The sequence below is a fragment of the Streptomyces lateritius genome, assembly GCF_014649715.1.
GTDB lineage: Bacteria > Actinomycetota > Actinomycetes > Streptomycetales > Streptomycetaceae > Streptomyces > Streptomyces lateritius.
In genome coordinates this window covers 40,117-58,339 of record NZ_BMTO01000012.1, presented here as the reverse complement: position 1 = coordinate 58,339, position 18,223 = coordinate 40,117, and the positions used below count along the sequence as shown (strand labels likewise).

The 18,223-nt window shown below is 71.4% G+C and carries 13 protein-coding genes and 1 pseudogene; 6 read left to right on the top strand and 8 right to left on the bottom strand.

The annotated features are described in order from the left end of the window. Nucleotides 1–53: 53 nt before the first annotated feature. Entirely contained in the window at nt 54–2,771 is a 2,718-nt protein-coding gene (gene acnA / locus IE136_RS23850) for an aconitate hydratase AcnA (RefSeq protein ID WP_189601358.1), read from the bottom strand. A gap of 362 nt (nt 2,772–3,133) precedes the next feature. Between acnA and IE136_RS23845 the strand changes: the two genes are divergently transcribed. The 3 genes from IE136_RS23845 (at nt 3,134) to IE136_RS23835 (ending at nt 7,167) form a co-directional block, all read left to right on the top strand. Continuing rightward, nucleotides 3,134–3,490: a VOC family protein gene (locus tag IE136_RS23845; protein ID WP_158991490.1), complete on the top strand. Its 357-nt coding sequence runs from the start codon at nt 3,134–3,136 to the stop codon at nt 3,488–3,490. 51 nt (nt 3,491–3,541) lie between these two features. Then, a complete protein-coding gene (locus IE136_RS23840; protein WP_158991489.1) occupies nt 3,542–5,071 on the top strand; it encodes a helix-turn-helix domain-containing protein in 1,530 nt (509 codons plus the stop codon). Between the two features lie 521 nt (nt 5,072–5,592). Then, the gene (locus IE136_RS23835; RefSeq protein ID WP_189601357.1) at nt 5,593–7,167 is read left to right on the top strand and encodes a right-handed parallel beta-helix repeat-containing protein; all 1,575 of its coding nucleotides are present in this window, start codon (nt 5,593–5,595) and stop codon (nt 7,165–7,167) included. Nucleotides 7,168–7,345: 178 nt separating this feature from the next. On the opposite strand, the gene IE136_RS23830 is transcribed toward IE136_RS23835, so the two are convergent. The 5 genes from IE136_RS23830 to IE136_RS23810 all read right to left on the bottom strand — a co-directional run bounded on the left by IE136_RS23830 (nt 7,346) and on the right by IE136_RS23810 (nt 11,759). Continuing rightward, the gene (locus IE136_RS23830) at nt 7,346–7,510 is read right to left on the bottom strand and encodes a hypothetical protein (RefSeq protein WP_158991487.1); all 165 of its coding nucleotides are present in this window, start codon (nt 7,508–7,510) and stop codon (nt 7,346–7,348) included. A gap of 90 nt (nt 7,511–7,600) precedes the next feature. Beyond that, nucleotides 7,601–9,154, bottom strand: coding sequence for an MFS transporter (locus IE136_RS23825; RefSeq protein WP_189601356.1), 1,554 nt, complete (start codon nt 9,152–9,154; stop codon nt 7,601–7,603). Between the two features lie 104 nt (nt 9,155–9,258). After that, nucleotides 9,259–10,101, bottom strand: a complete 843-nt coding sequence (locus IE136_RS23820; protein ID WP_189601355.1) for an alpha/beta fold hydrolase — start codon at nt 10,099–10,101, stop codon at nt 9,259–9,261. 21 nt (nt 10,102–10,122) lie between these two features. Further along, nucleotides 10,123–10,521, bottom strand: coding sequence for a RidA family protein (locus tag IE136_RS23815; protein WP_158991482.1), 399 nt, complete (start codon nt 10,519–10,521; stop codon nt 10,123–10,125). Continuing rightward, nucleotides 10,518–11,759, bottom strand: a complete 1,242-nt coding sequence (locus IE136_RS23810) for an acyl-CoA dehydrogenase family protein (RefSeq protein WP_158991479.1) — start codon at nt 11,757–11,759, stop codon at nt 10,518–10,520. The genes IE136_RS23815 and IE136_RS23810 overlap by 4 nt, the downstream gene beginning before the upstream one ends. A 150-nt stretch (nt 11,760–11,909) precedes the next feature. Between IE136_RS23810 and IE136_RS23805 the strand changes: the two genes are divergently transcribed. After that, nucleotides 11,910–13,562 carry an AMP-binding protein gene (locus IE136_RS23805; protein WP_308432453.1) on the top strand — a complete coding sequence of 551 codons (1,653 nt, stop codon included), beginning with the start codon at nt 11,910–11,912 and terminating at the stop codon, nt 13,560–13,562. Between the two features lie 58 nt (nt 13,563–13,620). Continuing rightward, the gene (locus IE136_RS23800) at nt 13,621–14,442 is read left to right on the top strand and encodes a PaaX family transcriptional regulator (protein ID WP_158991473.1); all 822 of its coding nucleotides are present in this window, start codon (nt 13,621–13,623) and stop codon (nt 14,440–14,442) included. On the opposite strand, the gene IE136_RS23795 is transcribed toward IE136_RS23800, so the two are convergent. Beyond that, nucleotides 14,429–16,891 (bottom strand): bifunctional salicylyl-CoA 5-hydroxylase/oxidoreductase, encoded by a 2,463-nt coding sequence (locus IE136_RS23795; protein ID WP_373309117.1) that lies wholly within the window; start codon nt 16,889–16,891, stop codon nt 14,429–14,431. The two genes, IE136_RS23800 and IE136_RS23795, sit on opposite strands and share 14 nt — an antisense overlap. Further along, on the bottom strand, nt 16,876–17,703 hold the full coding sequence (locus IE136_RS23790; RefSeq protein ID WP_189601354.1) for an enoyl-CoA hydratase family protein: 828 nt from the start codon (nt 17,701–17,703) through the stop codon (nt 16,876–16,878). Before IE136_RS23790 ends, IE136_RS23795 begins: the two co-directional genes overlap by 16 nt. A 134-nt stretch (nt 17,704–17,837) precedes the next feature. On the opposite strand from IE136_RS23790, the pseudogene IE136_RS35940 reads away from it, so the two are divergent. Beyond that, nucleotides 17,838–18,220, top strand: a pseudogene (locus IE136_RS35940) (ATP-binding protein); the annotation flags it as partial. Nucleotides 18,221–18,223 lie beyond the last annotated feature (3 nt).

The following is an 18,223-nucleotide window of genomic DNA, read 5'->3' as shown; positions in this document are numbered from 1 at the left end:
CCGAGGAGCGGGGCCCGCTTCGTGTGACGCCGACCGGTGAGTCAGCCGCGAAGTCAGCCGCGGATCAGGTTCCGCAGCACGTACTGCATGATGCCGCCGTTGCGGTAGTAGTCCGCCTCACCGGGGGTGTCGATGCGGACGACCGCGTCGAACTCGACACCGGTGTCGGTGGTGACCTTGACCGTGCGCGGCGTGCGGCCCTCGTTCAGCTCGGTCACGCCGGTGAAGGAGAAGGTCTCCTCGCCGGTCAGGCCGAGGGAGGCCGCCGAGGCGCCCTCCGGGAACTGGAGTGGCAGGACGCCCATGCCGATGAGGTTCGAGCGGTGGATGCGCTCGTACGACTCCGCGATGACGGCCTTGACGCCGAGGAGCGCGGTGCCCTTGGCGGCCCAGTCGCGGGACGAGCCGGAGCCGTACTCCTTGCCCGCGAGCACGACGAGCGGGATGCCCTGCTCGATGTAGTTGCGGGAGGCGTCGTAGATGAACGACACCGGACCGTCGGCCTGGGTGAAGTCGCGGGTGTAGCCGCCCTCGGTGCCCGGCGCGATCTGGTTGCGCAGGCGGATGTTGGCGAACGTGCCGCGGATCATGACCTCGTGGTTGCCTCGGCGCGAGCCGTAGGAGTTGAAGTCACGACGCTCCACACCGTGCTCGGTGAGGTACTTGCCGGCGGGGGTGTCGGCCTTGATGGCACCGGCCGGGGAGATGTGGTCGGTGGTGACCGAGTCGCCGAGCTTCGCCAGCACGCGCGCGCCGGTGATGTCGGTGACCGGGGTGGTCTCCATCGTCATGCCCTCGAAGTACGGGGGCTTACGGACGTAGGTGGACTGCGGGTCCCACTCGAAGGTGTTGCCGGTCGGGATCGGCAGCACCTGCCACTGGGCGTCGCCCGCGAAGACGTCCTGGTAGGACTTGTTGAACATGTCCTCGCCGATGGCGTTGGCGACGACGTCGTTGACCTCGGCCTCCGAGGGCCAGATGTCCTTGAGGTAGACCGGGTTGCCGTCCTGGTCGATGCCCAGGGCGTCCTTGGTGATGTCCACCTTCATGGAACCCGCGAGGGCGTACGCGACGACCAGCGGCGGGGAGGCCAGGTAGTTCATCTTGACGTCGGGGTTGATCCGGCCCTCGAAGTTCCGGTTGCCGGAGAGGACCGAGGTGACCGCGAGGTCGTGGTCGTTGACCGCCTTGGAGACCTCCTCCGGCAGCGGGCCGGAGTTGCCGATGCAGGTGGTGCAGCCGTAGCCGACGAGGTTGAAGCCGACCTTGTCGAGGTACGGGGTCAGGCCCGCCTTGTCGAAGTAGTCGGTGACGACCTTCGAGCCCGGCGCGAGGGTGGTCTTGACCCACGGCTTGCGGGTCAGGCCCTTCTCCACGGCCTTCTTCGCGACGAGCGCGGCGGCGACCATGACGTACGGGTTCGAGGTGTTGGTGCAGGAGGTGATCGCGGCGACGGTGACGGCGCCGTGGTCGATCTCGTACGTCGAGCCGTCGGGGGCCGTGACGGTGACCGGCTTCGACGGGGCGCCGTTGGGGGCGATCGCCGGGGCGTCGGAGGCCGGGAAGGACTCCTTGCCGGCCTCGTCGACGTCGTCGACGTAGTTGCGGACGTCCTGGGCGAACTGCTCGGCGGCGTTGGCGAGGACGATGCGGTCCTGCGGGCGCTTCGGGCCGGCGATGGAGGGGACGACCGTGGACAGGTCGAGCTCCAGCTTCTCGGAGAAGTCGGGCTCGGCCTTCGGGTCCAGCCAGAGGCCCTGCTCCTTGGCGTACGCCTCGACCAGCGCGACCTGCTGCTCGGAGCGACCGGTGAGCTTGAGGTACTTCAGGGTCTCGCCGTCGATCGGGAAGATCGCGGCGGTGGAGCCGAACTCCGGCGACATGTTGCCGATGGTGGCGCGGTTCGCGAGGGAGGTGGCGGCGACGCCCTCACCGTAGAACTCGACGAACTTGCCGACGACGCCGTGCTTGCGCAGCATCTCGGTGATCGTGAGGACGAGGTCGGTGGCGGTGGTGCCGGCCGGGAGCTCGCCGGTCAGCTTGAAGCCGACGACGCGCGGGATGAGCATGGAGACCGGCTGGCCCAGCATGGCGGCCTCGGCCTCGATGCCGCCGACGCCCCAGCCGAGCACACCGAGGCCGTTGACCATGGTGGTGTGCGAGTCGGTGCCGACGAGCGTGTCGGGGTACGCCTGGCCGTTACGGACCATGACGGTACGGGCCAGGTGCTCGATGTTCACCTGGTGGACGATGCCGGTGCCGGGCGGGACGACCTTGAACTCGTCGAAGGCGGTCTGGCCCCAGCGCAGGAACTGGTAGCGCTCCTTGTTGCGGCCGTACTCCAGCTCGACGTTCTGGCCGAAGGCCTCCGCCGTGCCGAACTTGTCGGCGATGACGGAATGGTCGATGACCAGCTCGGCCGGGGCCAGCGGGTTGATCTTCGCCGGGTCGCCGCCGAGCTCCTTGACGGCCTCACGCATGGTGGCGAGGTCGACGACGCAGGGCACACCGGTGAAGTCCTGCATGATCACGCGGGCCGGCGTGAACTGGATCTCCTGGGTCGGCTGGGCCTGGGAGTCCCAGCTGCCCAGCGCCCGGATGTGGTCGGCGGTGATGTTCGCGCCGTCCTCGGTGCGGAGGAGGTTCTCCAGAAGCACCTTCAGGCTGTAGGGAAGGCGCGCGGAGCCCTCGACCTTGTCCAGCTTGAAGATCTCGTACGACTCGTCACCCACGCGCAGCGTGCTGCGGGCGTCGAAGCTGTTCGCCGACACGACAGTCTCCTTCATCAATGTGCGCGATTACCGCGCAGCGACAATATGCGGCTGCCGCCGCGTGGTGCCGCCCGACTCCCCGCCGATCCGCTAAGGTACGACTAAGTTAGGTAACCCTTACCGGGTGGGCGGCTGCGGTGCGCCGTAAGCAGTTATCTCGATGTCGAGATAACTCTAGTGCATGCCCGCCTCCCGGTCATGCTCGGCATGCCCTGAGATCGCCCGACCGCCGCGCCCGCCGCTGTGCCCGGACCGAGGTGCGCTACCTCCGGCATGGCGCGGCCCGCCCCGTACGCCCTCTGTCCGCCCCGTACGGCCGCACAGCGATTGCCGCCGTCGGGGAGCGGGCCGAGGATCGGATCATGTTCAGCGGCGCGCATGTGATTCTCTACACCTCCGACGCGGACGCCGATCGCGCGTTCCTCAAGGACGTGCTCGGCTTCGGCCATGTCGACGCCGGGCACGGCTGGCTCATCTTCGCGCTGCCGCCGGCCGAGGTCGCCGTGCACCCCACCGACGACGAGCCGAAGCACGAGCTGTATCTGATGTGCGACGACATCGCCGGCACGCTGACCACCCTGGAGGACCGCGGGGTCGTGATCTCACGGCCCATCAGCGACCAGGGGTGGGGCCAGCTCGCCGCGATCCGGCTGCCGAGCGGGACCGAACTGCCGCTCTACGAACCGCATCACCCCACTGCGCACACTCCGTCACCCTGACGGCCCACCTCATCGCGAGCGTCATCTCATATCTGAGATAACGTGACGCTCATGGCAGACGACTACCTCGCACGCATCGGCAAGCTCATCCGTGACGCCCGCCAGCACCGCGGCTGGACCCAGACGCAGCTCGCCGAAGCTCTGGCCACCAGCCAGAGCGCCGTCAACCGGATCGAACGCGGCAACCAGAACATCAGCCTTGAGATGATCGCCCGCATCGGCGAAGCACTCGACAGCGAGATCGTGTCACTGGGTTACGCCGGCCCCATGCATCTGCGGGTCGTCGGCCGACGGCGGCTCTCCGGAGCCATCGACGTCAAGACGAGCAAGAACGCCTGTGTCGCGCTGCTCTGCGCCTCCCTCCTCAACAAGGGCCGCACCGTGCTGCGCCGGGTCGCCCGGATCGAGGAGGTCTTCCGGCTCCTGGAGGTCCTCAACTCCATCGGGGTCCGCACCCGTTGGATCAACGGGGGTGTCGACCTGGAGATCGTGCCGCCGGCCGAGCTGGACATGGACTCGATCGACGCCGAGGCGGCGATCCGCACCCGCTCCATCATCATGTTCCTCGGCCCCCTGCTGCACCGGCTCGACCGCTTCAACCTCCCCTACGCGGGCGGCTGCGACCTCGGGACGCGCACGATCGAGCCGCACATGATCGCGCTGCGCCGCTTCGGCCTCGACATCACGGCCACCGATGGCCTCTACCACGCGCAGGTCGAGCGCTCCGTCTCCCCCGACCGCCCGATCGTGCTGACCGAGCGCGGCGACACCGTGACCGAGAACGCGCTGCTCGCCGCGGCCCGCCACGACGGCGTCACGGTCATCCGCAACGCCTCCTCCAACTACATGGTCCAGGACCTCTGCTTCTTCCTGGAGGCGCTGGGCGTAGAGGTCGAGGGCATCGGCACCACCACCCTGACCGTGCACGGCGTGCCCCAGATCGACGTGGACGTGGACTACTCCCCCTCGGAGGACCCGGTCGAGGCGATGAGCCTGCTGGCCGCGGCCGTCGTCACCGAGTCCGAGCTGACGATCCGTCGCGTCCCGATCGAGTTCATGGAGATCGAGCTGGCGGTCCTGGAGGAGATGGGCCTGGACCACGACCGCTCCCCCGAGTACGCCGCCGACAACGGCCGCACCCGGCTCGTCGACCTCACGGTCCGCCCCTCCAAGCTGGAGGCGCCCATCGACAAGATCCACCCGATGCCGTTCCCCGGCCTCAACATCGACAACGTGCCGTTCTTCGCGGCGATCGCGGCGACCGCCCAGGGCAAAACCCTGATCCACGACTGGGTCTACGACAACCGCGCCATCTACCTCACCGACCTCAACCGCCTCGGCGGCCGGCTCCAACTCCTCGACCCCCACCGCGTCCTCGTCGAGGGCCCGACCCGCTGGCGCGCCGCCGAGATGATGTGCCCCCCGGCGCTGCGGCCGGCGGTGGTCGTCCTCCTGGCGATGATGGCGGCCGAGGGCACGTCGGTGCTGCGGAACGTGTACGTCATCAACCGCGGCTACGAGGAACTGGCGGAGCGCCTGAACTCGGTCGGCGCGCAGATCGAGATCTTCCGCGACATCTAGCGGTACGGGCACGCCGCCGACGGGAGCGCCTGAGGCCGGATGGCGCGTCAGGACCGGCTGTCGGTGGCGTGCGCCATCCTGGTGGGATGGCGTATCCGAGAGCGCGTTGCCCGCAGTGCGGCAGGGAGGCCGCGGTGTCTCCCCAGACCCGTCATCTGGCCCGTCATGACCCGCCGGGAGGGCAGGACCGGCGGCGGGGGCTGCCTCCCGTCTCCTGTACGGGGTCGGGGCGGACGATCCCGTTGGGCTCGGAGCTGCTGTTGCCGTTGTGGGAGGAGTCCGGGGCCGCCTCGTGCGGCGATGAGCTGATGCTGTTCTGAGGCGGGGAGCGGCCCCCTTTCGTTTCCCGCGGGGGGGTGAGGGGGCCTTCGTTCGTGCGCACCTAATGGTTCATACACGTGAATCGGAATCAGGTGCACGTCCATTGACGCGTCCACGACGACAGCCCTACGGTCGAGGGAAAGCGCTTTCTCCATGCGCTGATCCTGCGGCGTCGCCGCCCGTCACCCTGGAGTGAAACGATGCAACGGAGCCCCGTCATCGCGTGCGTCGGCCTGATGGCCGGCACGCTCGTCGCGCTGTCCGGCAGCACGGCACACGCCGCCTCCACCCGGTACGAGGCCGAGGCCGCGCCGGCGGTCTGTACCGGGACGGTCGACTCCGACTGGGGCGGCTTCACCGGGAGCGGTTTCTGCAACGGCACCAACGCGGTGGGCGCCCACGCGCAGTTCACCGTGAACGCCGCCACCTCCGGCACGGCGACGCTGACCGTCCGCTTCGCCAACGGGACCACCGCCGCACGGCCCGCGAGTGTGACGGTCAACGGGTCGGCGGCCGGCTCCATGTCCTTCGAGACCACCGCGACGTGGGCGACGTGGGTGACCAAGACGCTGACTGTGCCCGTGAGTGCGGGCACCAACACCATCCGGATCAGCCCCACCGCCTCCGCCGGGCTCCCCAACATCGATCACCTCGACGTCGACGTGGCCGGCGGCACCACGCCGCCCTCGGGCACCGCGCTGTACGTGGCGCCGAACGGACGTGACGGCGCGGCCGGTACGGTGTCGGACCCGACGACGCTCACCTCCGCGATCGGCCGGGTCACCGCCGGCGGGACGATCTATCTGCGGGGCGGGACGTACGCCCACACGCAGACCGTCACCATCCCGGCCGGCAAGAACGGCACCCCCGGCGCGCGTACCGCGCTCTCCGCCTACCCGGGTGAGACCCCGGTGCTGAACTTCTCGGCCATGGCCGAGGACCCTGCGAACCGGGGGCTCGCCGTCAACGGGTCGTACTGGCACGTCAAGGGGATCGTCGTCGAGCACGCCGGCGACAACGGGATCTTCGTCGGCGGAAGCAACAACGTCATCGAGCGGACGGTGACGCGCTTCAACCACGACACCGGGCTTCAGCTCTCGCGGATCGCCTCCACCACCCCGCGCGAGCAGTGGCCGTCGAACAACCTCATCCTCAGCGCGGAGTCGCACGACAACGCCGACTCCGACGGGGAGGACGCCGACGGCTTCGCCGCGAAGCTCACCGTCGGCCCCGGCAACGTCTTCCGGTACGCCGTCGCCCACCACAACATCGACGACGGCTGGGACCTCTACACCAAGACCGACACCGGTCCCATCGGAGCCGTGACCATCGAGGACTCCCTCGCCCACGACAACGGCACCCTCAGCGACGGGTCCCAGGCGGGCGCCGGCGACCGCAACGGCTTCAAGCTCGGCGGCGAGGACATCGGGGTCGACCACGTCGTCCGGCGCACGATCGCCTTCCACAACGGCAAGCACGGGTTCACCTACAACAGCAACCCGGGCAGGATGACGGTGTCGAACAACCTCAGCGTCGACAACGCACAGCGCAACTTCTCCTGGGACGCCGGCGCTTCGGTGTTCCGGAACAACGTCTCGTGCCGCAGCGGCAGCGGGACGAACGACAGGACCGTCGGTGACGCCGACGGCTCGAACCAGTTCTGGTCCGGTACGAACGGCTCGAAGTGTTCTTCGTACACCGGCGCCCTGAACTGGTCGTACGCCCCGGACGGCCGCCTCGTCGTGACCCTCGGCGGCAGGCCGGTCACCCTGTAGGTCCACCTCGTCCGTCTGGCCCGGGCAGGCGCGTTCCCGCGCCCGCCCGGGCCAGACGCGCGTCCGGTCCACGGCTCCGGGCCACCGGCGGGAGCACTACGAGCGGCCGCGCCCCGCAGGTCCTGTACGACGCGGCGCACCGCGGCCGCCACCGGGTCGGCCCCCTGGGACAAGACGCTCAACCGGTCCCGGCGCGCGCGCCGGCCACGTCGATCAGACGGCCTTCGGTGAGCAGCCCCGCCAGCAGCGCCCCTCGCACCGCCGGAGCGAGCGACTGCCGGACCGGGAGTTTCCCGCCCCCCGCGTCGTAGGCGAGCAGAACCATCTCCCCTGCCAGGGTCATCACAGGCGTCCCTCTCGTGCGCGTGTCACCGGGTCGGCGACTGCCGCCGGTCTCCCCGCAGTCCGCCCCGCCGGGGGACGTCGGCACGGATCAGCCGGCTCCCGGTGGGCCGAGGCCGCCCTTGAGGCGTTCGATGTCGGAGGGGCGTACCTGGATCGCGAAGAGGGCGATCACGGCGCCGACGATCGCGAAGGCCGCCGCCGTGACGAAGCCGGCCGAGACGCCGGAGGTCAGCACCTGGTCGCTCCACGGCGGGGGCAGCTGGCCCGTCTTGGCGAACTGGGCCTTCTCCAAGGGACCCGCCTGCGAGAGGAAGGCGGGCACCTGCTTGTCGGCCTCACTGCGGCTGGCCGTGCCGAAGACCGTCACCAGGATCGACAGGCCGAGCGAACCGCCCACCTGCTGGGTGGCGTTGAGCAGGCCGGAGGCCGCGCCGGAGTCCGCCGTCTCGACGTTGGACAGCGCCATCAGGGTCAACGAGACGAACATCAGGCCCATGCCGAGACCGAAGACCAGGATCGGGCCGAGGATGCTGCCCAGATAGGTGGAGTGCACATCGGTCAGGGTCAGCCAGGACAGACCGGCCGCGGCGAGCACCGAACCCACCACCATGAAGGGTTTCGGCCCGTACTTGGGCAGCAACTGGGAGGTGATCCCGGCGCCGACCGCGATGATCGCGCTGACCGGCAGGAACGCGAGGCCGGCCCGCAACGGGCTGAAGTCCAGCACCGTCTGCACGAAGAGCGTCAGGAAGAAGAACATCCCGAAGATGGCGGCGGCGAGGCAGAGCATGATCGCGTAGGTGCCCGCGCGATTGCGGTCGGCGAACATGTGCAGCGGGGTGATCGGCTGCCGGGAGCGCCGCTCCACCAGGAAGAACAGCGCCAGGAGCACGACCGACGCACCGAACGAGGCGAGTGTGTACGGGTCGCGCCAGCCCTCCTGGGCCGCGCGGATGAACCCGTACACCAGCGCCACCATGCCGAGGGTGGAGGTCAGCGCGCCAGCGAAGTCGAAGTGTCCGGGGTGGCGCGCGGACTCCTTGATGTGCCGAGGGGTGAAGAAGGCGATGAGCAGCGCGATCGGCACGTTGACGAAGAAGATCCAGCGCCAGTCGAGCCATTCGACGAGCACGCCGCCGGCGACCAGACCGATCGCGCCGCCGCCGGCCGAGACGGCCGCGAACACACCGAAGGCCCGGTTGCGTTCGGGTCCTTCTTCGAAGTTCGTGGTGATCAGGGAGAGCGAGGTCGGTGAGGCGATCGCGCCGCCGACGCCCTGGAGGGCCCGGGCGGCGAGGAGTTGCCAGTCGGTCTGGGCTACTCCGCAGAACAGCGAGGCGAGCCCGAACAACAGCACGCCGAAGACGAAGACGCGGCGCCGTCCGAGGATGTCGCCCGCGCGTCCGCCGAGGAGCAGCAGACCGCCGAAGGTCAGCGTGTAGGCGTTGACCACCCAGGAGAGGCTGGTCGTGGAGAACTCCAGCGAACTCTGGATGTGCGGCAGAGCGATGTTCACGATGGTGATGTCGAGGACCACCATCAGCTGGCAGGAGGCGATCACGAACAGGGCGATGCCCTTGCCGTCACCGCCCTTCCTACGGGCGACGGTCTGTTCGGGTGTCGTCGGCTTGGGTGTACTCATGGCGCATCGCGCCCTCGCGGGGTGAGGGAGCCGTGGGCCGGTCAGTCCACCTTTCCGACCCTAAGCCCGCCTCCGGCAGCTGACCAGTCGATCAAGCGCGTGGATCAAGCGGTCGCCGGGGCCCCGGCCACGAAGGCGCGCAGCGCGTCCACGAGCCGTTCGGGCTGGTCCTCGCTGATGAGCGTGCGGCTGTCCTCGATCTCGACCAGCCGCCCCTGGGGCAGGAGTTCGGCGAGCCGACGCCCGTGTTCGCGCGGCATCATCAGGTCGTCGACGGCCCAGACGACGAGCGCGGGCCGGTCGAACTTCCTCAGTCCTTCGGCGGCTCGGAGCAGTTCGTCACGGCGGACGGCCAGACAGTAGCGGCGGAAGTCGTGGCGGATGGCCGGGTCGGTACGCAGCGGGCGCAGCCAGGCCTCGGCGATCTCGTCGGGGACGGGCCGCTTGGTGAGCGCGCCGAGGCCGACGGGGAAGCGCCGCAGCGCCTTCAGGCCGAGGACGCGGACCATGAGGGAGATCCCGCCGGGAACGCGGCAGGCCAGGTCGATCATCTTGCCCGGGGCCCCGGGCGGGTAATTGTCGAAGGCCTCGCAGGAGACCAGGACGAGCCGGGTGAGCCGCTCGGGGTGGCGGACTGCGACGGTCTGGGCGCGGCCGCAGTCGCTCTCGACGAGAGTGACGTCGGTGAGATCGAGCCGGTCGAGGAACTCGGCGATCAGGTCGATGACGCTGTCGGGCGAGAGCGCCACTTCCGGCTTCATCGGGGTGCGGTGGGAGCCGTACGGGAGTGTCGGCGCGAGAACGCGGTGGCCGGGTGCGAGCGCGGCGATGACCTTTCGCCAGACGGTGGCGTCGTGGGCGAGTCCGTGCAGGAGTACGACGACGGGACCCGGCCCGCCGGTGTCCTCGTACGCGATCGTTCCCGCCGTCAGCTCGATCTCCGGCACGGTTTTCCCCTGCTCCAGGACCTAATCCAGTACGGCGAAGCCGTCCAGCTCCACGTGGGCCCGATCGTCCCACAGCCGCACGACGCCGATCACGGCCATCGCCGGATAGTCGCGTCCCGCCAATCGGCGCCAGATGAGGCCGAGTTCATGGGCATGGTGGCGGTAGTCGGCGACATCGGTGGCGTAGATGGTGACACGGGCCAGGTCGGCGGGGGTGCCGCCGGCATGGCGGAGGGCGGCCAGGAGGTTGGCGAGGGCGGTCTCGAACTGCTCGGGCAGGGTCTCCCCCACGATCTTGCCGTCTCGGTCGAGGCTGGTCTGTCCGGCGAGGAAGACCAGGCGGGAGCCGGTCGCGGTCACGGCGTGGGAGAAACCCGTGGGCGGGGACAGTTCGGCGGGGTTGTGCCGGTGCAGACTCATGCGGACGGCTCCTTCGACGACTCGACGACGGATCTGATCCCGGCCCCTTCGGCGGACGGCTTCGTGGACCGGCCGGCGCCGGGTACGGCGGCCACCTCGGCGAGCGGCACCGCGACCGGCCCGGCGGCCGCGTACAGCTCCTTCGCGATGATGGTGCGCTGCACCTCCGTGGCGCCCTCGTAGATGCGCGGGGCGCGGACCTCCCGGTAGAGGTGTTCCAGCAGGTGGCCGCGTTGAAGCGCCCTGGCCCCGTGGAGCTGGACGGCGGCGTCGACGACGTACTGCGCCGTCTCGGTCGCGAGGAGTTTCGCCATCGCCGAGCGCTTGGGCACGTCGGGCGCCCCCGCGTCGTACGCCGCCGCCGCGGCGTAGACGAGCAGGCGGGCGGCCTCCGTGCGGGTGGCCATCTCGGCGACCTGGTGGGAGACGGCCTGGAGGTCGCGCAGGACGCCGCCGAACGCGGGGCGGGCGGCGGTGTGCGTGAGGGTCGCGTCGAGCGCGGCCTGGGCCATGCCGACGGCGAAGGCGCCGACGCTGGGGCGGAAGAGGTTGAGGGTGGTCATGGCCACGCGGAAGCCGCGGTCGACCTCGCCGAGGACGTCCGCCCGTCCGACGGGCACCCCGTCGAAGACGAGGGAGCCCAGTGCGTGCGGGGCGAGCATGTCGAGGGGGCTGCCGGAGAGCCCCGGACGGTCGGCGGGGACGAGGAACGCGGTGACGCCGCGGGCCCCGGCGCCCGGGGTCGTCCGGGCGAAGACGGTGGCGAAGTCGGCCTCGGGCGCGTTGGAGATCCAGCGCTTCTCGCCGTGGAGCAGCCAGCCGCCGGCGCCGTCGGGCCGCGCCTCGAGGGCGAGGGCGGCGGCGTCGGAGCCCGCGTCGGGCTCGCTGAGCGCGAACGCGGCGACCGCGCGGCCCGTGACGACCTCGGGGAGCCAGCGGGCGCGCTGTCCGGCTGTGCCGAAGGCGGCGATCGGGTGACCGCCGAGGCCCTGGAGGGCGAGGGCGGTCTCGGCCTCCGTGCACGCGTACGCGAGGGATTCGCGCAGCAGGCAGAGATCGAGGGCGCCCGCCTCGAAAAGGCCCGCGAGCAGGCCGTGGTCGCCGAGGGCCGCGACGAGGGGGCGGTTGACCCGGCCGGGTTCGCCCTTGTCGGCGAGGGGTCCGAGGCGCTCGGCGGCGAGCGTGCGGAGCTCCGCGCACCGCGCGGTCTGGGCTGGATCGAGTGAGAATACGGACATTCGGGCCCCTGTCTCGTTCGTCTCTCGTCGCGTCTCGCTGTGTCTTGTCACGCCTCGCTCACTGACGGCACTTCTATCGCGCACCGTTGACTGTCGTCACCATCACGATACGCTCGATGGGCGACCCCACCACGACAAGGGGACGAACTCATGGAGCTGACCCCCTCGGCCCACCTCGACACCTTCGCGCGCGACCGTCTGCCGCCGCCGGACCAGTGGCCGCAGCTGCTCTTCGATCTGCCGGAGCTCGCCTATCCGGAGCGGCTCAACTGCGGGACCGAGCTGCTCGACCGCACGGTGGAACGCTTCGGCGCGCGACGGCCGGCGTTCCGCGACGGCACGGGACATGTCTGGACATACGGACAGTTGCTCCGACGGGTGAACCGGATCGCGCACGTGCTGACCTCCGACCTCGGTGTCCGGCCGGGCAACCGCGTCCTGCTGCGCGGCCCGACGACGCCCTGGCTGGCGGCCTGCTGGCTGGCGGTCATGAAGGCGGGCGGGGTCGCCGTCACCGTCCTGGCGCAGCAGCGCGCCCAGGAGCTCGCCGTCATGTGCGAGATGGCCCGCTGCACCCACGCGCTGTGCGACGTCAGGACCGTCGACGACCTGGTGAAGGCCGAGGTGCCCGGGCTGCGGATCACCACCTTCGGCGGTGACGCCCCCGACGACCTGCTCTCCCTCGCCCCGGGCAGGCCGGAGGTCTACGAGGCGGTGGACACGGCCGCCGACGACGTGGCGCTGATCGCCTTCACCTCCGGGACGACCGGCCGGCCCAAGGGGTGCATGCACTTCCACCGCGATGTGCTGGCCGTCGCCGACACCTTCTCCGCACACGTCCTGCGGCCGGAGCCGGACGACCTCTTCGCCGGCTCGCCGCCGCTCGGTTTCACCTTCGGCCTCGGCGGGCTCGTTCTCTTCCCGCTGCGGGCGGGAGCCGCCGCGCTCCTGCTCGAACAGGCCGGCCCCACCCCGCTGTTGGAGGCGATCGCGCGGGAGCGGGTCTCGGTGCTCTTCACGGCGCCGACCGCCTACCGGGTGATGCTGGAGGAGCTCGACCGGCACGGCGGCCACGACATCAGTTCACTGCGGCGGTGCGTGTCCGCGGGAGAGAACCTGCCGGCCGCCACCTGGGACGCCTGGCACGAGCGGACCGGCCTGAAGCTCATCAACGGCATCGGGGCGACCGAGCTGCTCCACATCTTCATCTCCGCCGCGGACGACGACATCCGGCCGGGCACGACGGGCCGGCCCGTACCCGGCTGGCAGGCGCGCGTGGTGGACCGCGAGGGCGTCGAGGTCCCGGACGGGGAGGAGGGGCTGCTCGCGGTGCGCGGCCCGGTCGGCTGCCGCTATCTGGCCGACCCGCGCCAGAGCGAGTACGTCCACGACGGCTGGAACCTGACGGGAGACACGTACGTCCGCGACGGCGACGGCCGGTTCCGCTACGTCGCCCGGGCCGACGACATGATCATCTCGGCGGGCTACAACATCGCGGGCCCTCAGGTGGAGGAGGCTCTGCTCGCCCACCCGGACGTGCTCGAGGTGGCGGTGGTGGGCCATCCGGACGAGCTGCGCGGGCAGACCGTCGTCGCGTACACGGTCGTACGGGACGGTGTTCCCCGGGACGCGGAGACGGCGTCGGCGCTGCGGGCGTTCGTACGGGCCCGGCTGGTGCCGTACAAGACCCCCCGGAAGATCGTCTTCCTGGACGCACTGCCCCGGACGGCCACGGGCAAGCTCCAGCGCTTCCGGCTGCGCGCCCATGAGCCACGTGCCGGGGAACCGGCGGCGGCGCCGTAGCGAGCGTGCCGCAGCGGCTGTCCCCCGCGGGATCTCCCGTGGCCGATAGAGTGATCACGTGGCCGAGCAGCACACCCCCCGTTCCCTGATCGTCTCGCTGTACGGCGCGTACGGCCGGGACCTCGCGCGCGGCGAGGAACCGATGCCCGTGGCCGCGCTGATCCGTCTCCTCGCCGTGCTGGGCGTGGACGCGCCCTCGGTGCGCTCCTCCGTGTCACGGCTGAAACGGCGGGGCCTGCTGCTGCCGCGCCGGACGGCGGACGGGGCGGCCGGATACGCGCTGTCCGAGGACGCGCGCCAGCTCCTGGAGGACGGCGACCGCCGGATCTACGCGCGCGCGGAGCCGAAGCTCTCCGACGGCTGGGTGCTCGCCGTCTTCTCGGTGCCGGAGGCCGAGCGCCACAAGCGTCATCTGCTCCGCTCCCGGCTGGCCCGGCTGGGCTTCGGCACGGCGGCCCCGGGCGTGTGGATCGCCCCGGCACGGCTGTACCAGGAGACCCGCCACACGCTGGAACGCCTGGGCCTCTCCGCGTACGTGGATCTCTTCCGCGGCGAGCACCTGGGCTACGCGCCGTCGGCCGAGGCGGTGAGCCGCTGGTGGGACCTGCCGTCGATCGCCAAGCTCCACGAGGAGTTCCTCGCCGCCCACGAGCCGGTCCTGCGGGCCTGGTCGGCCTCCCCGGGTACGACGGAGGAGGCCTACCGCGCCTACCTGTTCGCGCTCGACTCCTGGCGCCGGCTCCCCTACGCGGACCCGGTCCTGCCGTCCGAGCTGCTCCCCGCCGACTGGCCCGGCGCCCGTTCGGCGGAGGTCTTCACGGCGCTGCACGAGCGGCTGCGGGACGAGGGGGCCCGGTTCGTGGCGGCTAGCCGAGGGTGAGCCGCGGCTTCGGCGCGTCCGTGCGGCCGGTCGGGGGCGGGCGGCTGCCCGCGCGGTACGGGGCGGGCCACGGGGCCGCCGGGCCCTGGTAGGTCTGGGCGGCGGCCGCGTGCAGGGTCCAGTGCGGGTCGTACAGGTGGGGCCTGGCGAGGGCGCAGAGGTCGGCGCGTCCCGCCAGCAGGAGGGAGTTGACGTCGTCCCAGGAGGAGATCGCGCCGACCGCGATCACGGGGACGGCGAGCGCGTTGCGGATCCGGTCGGCGTACGGGGTCTGGTAGGAGCGGCCGTACTCGGGGCGTTCCTCGGGTACGACCTGGCCGGTGGAGACGTCGAGCGCGTCGGCGCCGTGGGCGGCGAAGGCACGGGCGATCGCGACCGCGTCCTCGGCCGTCGTGCCGCCCTCCGCCCAGTCGGTGGCGGAGATACGGACGGTCATCGGGCGGTCGTCGGGCCACACCTGCCGTACCGCGTCGAAGACTTCCAGGGGGAAGCGCAGCCGGTTCGCGAGGGGCCCGCCGTAGGCGTCGTCCCTCCGATTGGTCAGCGGCGAGAGGAAGCCGGAGAGCAGGTAGCCGTGGGCGCAGTGGAGTTCGAGCAGGTCGAAGCCGCTGCGCGCCGCGCGCCGGGCAGCGGCGACGAACTCCTCGCGCACGGCGGTCAGTCCGGCGCGGTCCAGAGCGTGCGGGACCTGGTTGAGGCCGGCGCGGTAGGGAAGCGGTGAGGCGGCGGTCAGCGGCCAGTTGCCCTCGGGGAGCGGCTGGTCGATGCCCTCCCACATGCGGCGGGTGGAGCCCTTGCGTCCGGAGTGGCCGAGCTGGACGCCGATCGCGGTGCCGGGCGACCGCTCGTGCACGAACGCGGTGATCCGGCTCCAGGCGCCGGCCTGCTCGTCTGACCAGAGGCCGGTGCAGCCGGGGGTGATCCTGCCCTCCGGGCTCACGCACACCATCTCGGTCATGACGAGTCCGGCGCCGCCGAGCGCCCGGGCGCCCAGGTGGACGAGGTGGAAGTCGCCGGGGAGCCCGTCCTCGGCGACGTAGAGGTCCATGGGCGAGACCACGATCCGGTTGCGCAGGGTCAGTCCGCGCAGCCGGAAGGGGGTGAACATCGGCGGGGTGCCGGGCGGGCAGCCGAAGTCGCGCTCGACGGAGGAGGTGAAAGCGGGGTCGCGCAGCCGCAGGTTGTCGTGGGTGACGCGGCGGCTGCGGGTCAGGAGGTTGAAGGCGAACTGGCGCGACGGCTGGTCCAGATATCCGGCCAGCTCCTCGAACCAGCGCAGACTGGCCGCCGCCGCCCGCTGGGTGGACTCGACGACCGGCCGGCGTTCCCTCTCGTAGGCCGCCAGCGCCTCCTCCAGGGTGGGCTGCTCCTCGACACAGGCCGCGAGGGCGAGGGCGTCCTCGACGGCGAGCTTGGTGCCGGAGCCGATGGAGAAGTGCGCGGTGTGGGCGGCGTCGCCGAGCAGGACCGTACGGCCGTGGGACCAGCGCTCGTTGGAGACGGTACGGAACGCGGTCCAGGAGGACTTGTTGGAGCGCAGGGCGCGTCCGCCGAGCGCCTCGGCGAAGATCTTGGCGCAGCGGGCGGTGGATTCCGCCTCGTCGAGTTCGTCGAATCCGGCGGCTTGCCAGACCTCTTCGCGCATCTCGACGATGACGGTGGAGGAGTCGGCCGAGAAGGGGTAGGCGTGGAGCTGCATCACGCCGTGCTCGGTCTCGGCGATCTCGAAGCGGAAGGCGTCGAAGGCGAAGTCGGCGGCGAGCCAGATGTAGCGGCAGCGGTGGGTGGTGATCCGGGGGCGGAAGACGTCGGCGTGGGCCTCGCGCGTCGGGCTGTGGACGCCGTCGGCCGCGACGACCAGGTCGTGCGTGGCGGCCAGCTCGGCGGCCGGCGGGGCCTCGGTGCGGAAGCGGAGCCGTACGCCGAGTTCGGCGCAGCGGGCGTGCAGGATCTTCAGAAGCCGGTGCCTGCCGAGCGCGGCGAAGCCGTGGCCCGAGGAGGTCAGGAGGTGCCCTCGGTGGGCGATGTGGATGTCGTCCCACCGTACGAACGCTTCCTGGAGCGCCCGGTACACGGCGGGGTCGGCGTGCTCGATGCCGCCGAGGGTCTCGTCGGAGAGGACGACACCGAAGCCGAAGGTGTCCTCGGGTGCGTTCCGCTCCCAGACGGTGATCTCGCGGGCGGGGTCGAGCCGCTTGAGGAGCGCGGCGGCGTACAGCCCGCCGGGCCCGCCGCCGATGACGGCGACGCGCAGCGCGGGCGGGGGCGTAGGCCGGGACGGGGTCGCGGGCCGCGGCGCGGGCGGGGGGCCTGCGGTGGCGGCAGGTACCGGTGCCGGGGGGCGGGGGGCCGCGGCGGGGGCCGGTACCCGGGGCCGCACCGCGCCCGTGCCGCCCGGCGCGGGGCGGGGGGCCGGTCGTGCGGGCCTCACCGCTACCGCCCCCGCCATTTCGGGGGCCGCTTCGCGGTGAAGGCAGCGTGGAACTCGGCGTAGTCCTCGCCGTTCATCAGCAGGGCCTGGGTGGCGGCGTCCAGCTCGACGGAGGCGGCCAGCGGCATGTCCAGCTCGGCCGTGAGCAGGGCCTTGGTCTGGGCGTGGGCGAGTGCGGGCCCGTCGGCGAGGCGGCGGGCCAGTTCGGCGGCCCGGGTGTCCGCTCCGCCCTCCTCTGTGAGCTCGCTGAGCAGGCCGATGCGCTCGGCCTCGGCGGCGCGGACCGGTTCGCCGAGCATGAGCAGCCGGGTGGCGTGGCCGAGACCGACGACCCGGGGCAGCAGGTAGGCCGCGCCCATGTCGCCGCCGGAGAGGCCGACGCGGGTGAAGAGGAACGCGAAGCGCGCGCTCGGGTCGGCGATCCGGAAGTCGGCGGCGAGGGCGAGGACCGCCCCGGCCCCGGCCGCGACGCCGTGGACGGCGGCGATCACGGGGAAGGGGCACTCACGGATCGCTCGCACGACCTGCCCCGTCATCCGGTTGAAGTCGAGCAGCTGCGCCGTGTCCATGGACAGGGTGGCGCCGATGATCTCGTCCACGTCGCCGCCCGAGCAGAAACCGCGCCCCTCGCCGCCGAGGACGAGCGCTCGCACGGCCCGTTCCCGGGAGAGTTCGGCGAGGAGATCGCGCAGGTCGGCATAGGCGCCGAAGGTGAGCGCGTTCAGCTTCTCGGGGCGGGCGAGGGTCACGGTGGCGACGCCGTCTTCGACGACCAGACTCAGATGGCGCCACTGTTCGGTACGCGGTGCGGATCCGATAAAGGGGCTCATAAGGGACGGCCTCCCTCCTCCCGACCGGAGCGTATCACTTGTCTGTGACTGTCGTCACGAGTACGCAATAGAGGAAGGGAGGGAGGGATCGGCCGAAGCTCCCGGCCTGCGGCGAGGGCGGACCCCCGCGAGAACTGGCGGACATCGGCACACCGGCCGCCGACGCCGGCATCGACACGGCCGAACCAATGACCGCCGAGCTCGTCACCAACGCGGTCGAGCACACCCAGGGCGAGGACCCCGTCGAGCTGGTCGTCGAGCTGGTCGACGAGCTGATGCCGGGCGGCTGCCACGTCGAGGTGCGCGACCGGCGGCGGCCCTGCCGGGCGAGCCGGCCGGTCCGGAGCCGGCCGGTCCGGAGGCGGACGAGGAGCCGGACCCCTGGCAGGAGCACGGCCGCGGGCTGCTGCCGATCCGGGCGCTCGGCAGCGCCTGCGGCCACCGCCCGACCGCGCACGGCAAGGCGGTCCGGCTCACTCTCCCCGGCCCGCCGGCCCAGCGCCGGCCGGCGGGGTGACGG